The sequence below is a fragment of the Streptomyces aureus genome (assembly GCF_001418135.1).
GTDB lineage: Bacteria > Actinomycetota > Actinomycetes > Streptomycetales > Streptomycetaceae > Streptomyces > Streptomyces aureus_A.
The window spans coordinates 1-5041 of record NZ_LIPQ01000415.1 but is presented as its reverse complement, the minus strand read 5'-3'; the positions used below and the strand labels follow the sequence as shown (position 1 = coordinate 5041).

4 protein-coding genes are annotated in these 5041 nt (G+C 75.5%); 3 read left to right on the top strand and 1 reads right to left on the bottom strand.

Features of this window, described 5'->3' with window-relative positions:
* The 3 genes from AOK00_RS29305 to AOK00_RS29295 form a co-directional block, all read left to right on the top strand.
* Nucleotides 1–703: fibronectin type III domain-containing protein (locus tag AOK00_RS29305; protein WP_055603253.1), on the top strand; the 703-nt coding region annotated here is incomplete at its 5' end.
* A 112-nt stretch (nucleotides 704–815) separates the two neighbouring features.
* Nucleotides 816–2042: a beta family protein gene (locus AOK00_RS39245; RefSeq protein ID WP_055603252.1), complete on the top strand. Its 1227-nt coding sequence runs from the start codon at nucleotides 816–818 to the stop codon at nucleotides 2040–2042.
* Between the two features lie 73 nt (nucleotides 2043–2115).
* Entirely contained in the window at nucleotides 2116–3915 is a 1800-nt protein-coding gene (locus AOK00_RS29295; RefSeq protein WP_055603251.1) for a hypothetical protein, read from the top strand.
* 70 nt (nucleotides 3916–3985) lie between these two features.
* On the opposite strand, the gene AOK00_RS29290 is transcribed toward AOK00_RS29295, so the two are convergent.
* A partial coding sequence (locus AOK00_RS29290) for a GDSL-type esterase/lipase family protein (protein WP_055603250.1) occupies nucleotides 3986–5041 on the bottom strand: 1056 nt, incomplete at its 5' end.

Sequence of the window (5041 nt, the reverse complement as noted above, 5' to 3'; positions counted from 1 at the left end):
CGTGGTCGGCCTCGCCCCCGCCACCCTCCACCGCTTCACCGTCCGGGCCAGGGACGCCGCCGGCAACGTCTCGCCCCCGAGCGCCACCGTCACCGCGACCACCCTCCGTGCCACAGCCGAGGACCGCACGCCCCCCACCACGCCGGCCGCGCTCCGCGCCACCCCCGACGGCAGCCGCGCCGTGACCCTCCGCTGGTCCGCCTCCACGGACGACACCGAGGTCACCGCGTACGACGTCTACCAGGCCGACACCCGCATCCACACCGTGCCCGGCACCGCCACCACCGCCCTCGTCACCGGGCTGCGCCCCGGCACCGCCTACGCGTTCACCGTCCGCGCCCGCGACGCCGCCGAGAACTCCTCCCCGGACAGCGCGCCCGCCGACCTCACCACGGCCCCGTCTCCTGGCGCGCCCGAGAACACCGCCCCCACCCGCCTCACCGCGACGGCGGCCAAGGGTGAGATCACCGTCACCTGGACCCCACCGGACACGGGCGCCCCGGTGACGCACCATGAACTCCACCTCAACGGCAGGTTCGCCACCACCATCATCTGGGGCACCGCCCCACCCCCCGGCCGGGCCACCTACACCTTCCCGGTCCAGGACCCCTCGGGCACCCGCTACACCGTCACCCTGCGCGCCCAACTCCCGGACGGCACCTGGGGCGACCTCTCGGCCCCCCGGACGGTGGTGGTGCGCTGATGCCGGCGCCGCGAAGCTGCCCACGGATTGGCCGGAATCGCCCCCTTTCGCCACGCACCGCAGCCCCTCACCCTGCGAAGCAGGGGATGCAGAGGACCGCTGGGGGGCGCCGATGTTCGAGCCGTTGTCCGATCCGCACCGCCATCCGCACGTCGATCCGCTCCACGATCCGCACCGCGATCCGCTCCACGATCCGGCCCTCCGTCTGCTCGACGACCCGCTCAAAGCCCCGTCCCACGCCCCGCTCTACGTGCCCGCCCTGCCGGCGCGGCGGAGCGCGCTCGACGCGTACGACCGTCTGCCGCCCCGGGTACGCGCGTGCGTGACGCCGTTGTGGGTGATACCGCCCCGGGTCGGACGGGTCCGCACCATGGGCCGCCGGCCGTCCCACCCGCTCGACCCGGACCCCGCCGCCCTCGCCGCCCACCTCGGGTCCGCGCTGCACCGCATCGAGACCGCGCAGCGGGGCCGACCCGCCTGGGTGGATGCCTTCCACGTGGAGGACGAGGCGGCGCACCTCGCTCCGGGCTTCCGGCGGACGCCGGCGGCGGCCGCGCTCCGGCCCGTGACGGGCGTCGAGCGTGCCGTCGAGCAGCAGGCGGCCTGCGCCGAGGCCGCCCGGATCCGCGGCAGCGGGCTCGGCGTCCGGGTGTTCCTGACCCGGCTGCCCGACGAGGGGCTGAGGGACGAGGTCGGTCGTCTGCTGAACCGGATCGCCTTCGCCCACTGCCCGTTGGACCTGCTCCTCGACCTGGGGGCCGTCGTCGACGAGCACCGCCCCGCCGAGAAGTGGGCGCAGCGGGCCCTGGCCCTGCTCGGCCCCCTCCACCCCTGGCGAACGGTCGTCCTGCTCGCCGGATCCTTCCCTGCCGCCTACCCGGCGGACTACGGAGCGCCGCTCGCGGAGGCGGAGCGATTCGACTGGGACGTCTGGCACATGCTCGTCGACGGACCCGACCGTCCGGCGGAGCGCGTCGTCTACGGCGACTACGCCGCCGACCACCCCGGAAGCCACGACCGCCCGGTCGAGGCCGACGGCGGCTCGCCGTGGGGCATCGTGCGCTACACCACCGAGCGCACGTTCCTCCTCGCGCGCGTGCCCACCCGAGGACCCGACCACGCGGACGCGGTCCGCGCGCGGGTCAGGGAGCTCGTCCACGCGGAGGGCTTCCGGGGAGCCGGCTTCAGCGACGGGGAACGCTGGCTCCTCTCCTGTGCCGACGGATCCCGCGTCGGCGACAGAGGCACCGAGGGTGTCGGTCAACCGGGCGTCTGGCTGCGCGCGGGTCACGTCCAGCACATGGCCCAGGTCGTCCGCGCCCTGCGCAGACGCCCGTGACGCAGGCGATTCCCGGCCCCCCGCCCCTGCGTCGTACGCCCGATTCGTCCCCTGCCGAACTACCCTGGGAGGCGTGGCCGAGACCGTTCTCACCAACACCGGGCTCGACAGCTTCCTCGACGGAGCACCCGAGCGCCGCGATCCCGTTTTCGTGCGTGCCGCCGAGGCGGTGCTGGGTCTCCTCGCCCTCAGGGGGGCGGACCGGGAGTCGGGGGTGCCCGAGCCGACACCGGGGCTCGTACGGCAGCTGCTCGTCGAGGACCTGCCGACGTTCGTGTACGTGCCGCCCGGGGCGCTGGCCGTCTATCCCGCCGTGGTCGGCAGGCTCGCGGCGCGCTTCGACGGCGGCCGGGACGAGCAGGTCGCCGCGGCCGTCCGGGAGGCCGCCGCCGACTTCGAACGGGCCATGACCGACCCGGGGAACCTGACCTGGCACCGGTGGTACGCCTCGCTCCTGCGCTCCTGCGGCGCCGACCTCGCCGACCCCGAGGACGTACGGCGCAGGCTGGCCGCCCTCGACGGGGCGCCGCTGCCCGACGGGGTGCACCGCGCCGACCTCATGGGGCGTACGGCCCTCGCGGACGTCCTGCTCGCCGAGGCCCTCACGCGCGCGTACGTACGGGACGCCGAGGCGCCGCCCGCCGTCGGGCCGCTGCTCACCGACCACGCCGTCGCGACCGGCATCGGCCAGGTGGCCGCCGCGCTCCAGGACAGGTGGACCGCCGCCGGGCTCGCCGAGCAGCTCGCCGGGCCGTACGCGCGCTTCGCGCCCGGGCCCGACGACTTCCCCCACCTCGTCCTGGCCGACGCCCTCCTGGACGAGCACCTCGACCACTACGGCGACATCGCCGTCCCCGTGCCCCCGCCACCCGCGATCGAGGCAGGTCCGGTCGAGGAGGACGCCAACACCCTCGTCACGGCCGTCGAGGAGTTGTCCGAGGAGGAGTTCGAGCCCTACGGGGGCGAGGCTCCGCACCTGCTGTACGTGGTCTACCGGCGCGGCTGCTCGGCCGAGTCCGTCGCCCGCAAGGCCGCCGAGTACGAGGACTGGCCCGTCGATCCGGCCGTGGAGGACCTGCCCGTACCCGTACCGGAGGCGGTGCCGGACACGGCGTCCGCGTCCCCGTACATCGTCCCGCCCGTCACCGAACTCGTACGGCTGCTCGGTACGGCCGATCTGGCGGAGACCGACCGGGCCCGGCTCGAGGGCCCCGCCCGCGACCTCGCCGCCGTCCTCGACCGACTCGCCGCCACCGGCCTGGTCTTCCGCTCCGGAGACGCCTTCGGGCTCACCCCGCGCGGCGCCGGCGTCGTCCGCTATCTCCTCGGGGTGCGCGGGGTCGCGGCCCCCGACGCCGCCGAGGCCAGGGCGTGGTCCGCCTCGCAGGCGGTGGCCGCCGCCGTGGGCTGGCCCACGTGCGTGGCCTCCCGCGTGCTCGCCGACTGGCTCCGCGCGCGCGGGGACACCGCAGACGCCTGGTCGCGGCTCCTCGCCGCCCTCGGCACCGTCCACGCCGGCACGACGGACGCCGCCGCCACCCGTGGGCTCCTCGCCGTCCTCGACACCGCCGCCGCCCCGCCCGAGGCCCTGCGCGGAGCCCTCCGGGACCCGGTGATCGGCGCGTACGCCCATCAGGCCCTCCGCGCGCGTGGAGAGCCCTCCGACCTGATCCAGGTGGGGATCTCGGCGCGGGCGCTGTTCGTGCTCGACGCGCTGCCCGCCAAGAAGGGGCCCCTGGAGTCCCGCCGTGCCGCCTTCGACACGGCGGCCGCCGCCTGGCCGGGGGGTTCCGCCGCCCTGGTCCGGGCGATGCGGGCGGCGGACCGGCACGAGGCCGAGCGGGTCCTCGGCCCACTCGGCCTCGCGCCGTAGTCCTCGGTCGCCCGGACCGGCCCGTAGCGGGTGCCGGGTCCTTTCCCGCAGCCGCTGCCCCGCCCCGTCGCTACCCCGCCGCGAGGTACATCGCCGACGGTCCCGACCCCGCCGTGTTCCGGCAGCTGTGGTTGCCCGTAGGGCGGGCGTGGACCAGGGCCAGGCAGCGGCCGAGGGCCTGCTGGCCGTAGGCGTTGGGGTGCATGGACTCCTGGACGAGCCCCTGCGTGCTCTGGCTGTCGATCCAGCGCGCCCACTCGCTCGTCGTCCCCGACGCCGGCACCGTCGACGTCACCTGACGGCTCGCCTTCGCGCACACCTCACGTCCCTGGAGCGCGTCCCGCAGGTCCATGAACTGCACGCCCTTGGCCGCCGCGACGCCCTTCAGACGGTTGGCGAGCTGCGGGACGAGGGAGTCGCGAGCCCAGTCGGCGTCGGCGTTCCAGAAGGGGCAGCCGCCGGTGTTCGTCCGCGTCCAGCCGCTCTCGGCGTACCGGTTCTCGGCGGCGCGGGGGATGGGGGAGGGGTACGACTGGAGGACGATCCGGTAGTCGGACGAGGCGTATCCGGCGCCCGTCATCACGGCGCGGATCTCGTCGACCGAGCGGCCGACGTCCGCCATCACACCGTCGATCCGGGCGTCGACCTCGGCCTGCTGGTCGTCGTGGCAGTACGAGTACCAGACGATGTAGTCCTTGGCGCAGGTGGCGATGATGTCGGCGAAGCCGAGGTCGTTGCCGCCGATGGAGAGCGCGATCAGCTCCACGTCGTGCGAGGCGGCGACGGCCGCGAGCTGGTCGGCCTGCGGGGCCTCGCCCTTGTAGGCCAGGCCGCCCTGCGCGGCGCGGACGACGTTGTCGGTCGTCGCCCCGGAGCAGGCCAGGTTGATCAGGGAGCTCGCGAGGGGCCCCGCGCTCCGCACCTCGGCGGTGTCCGAGCGGTGGCAGCCGCCGGCGGTGGCGCCGTACACCCGGGACGGGTCGTATCCGCTGCCCGTCCAGGCCCGGTCGGTGCCGTTGCGGTTCCCCGAGTTGGTGAGGCTGTTGCCCAGCCAGCGGCCGGCCTCCCCGGAGATGTAGCTGTCGCCCATGGTGACGACGGCGGTGGGGCCGGTGCCGGGGGAGGC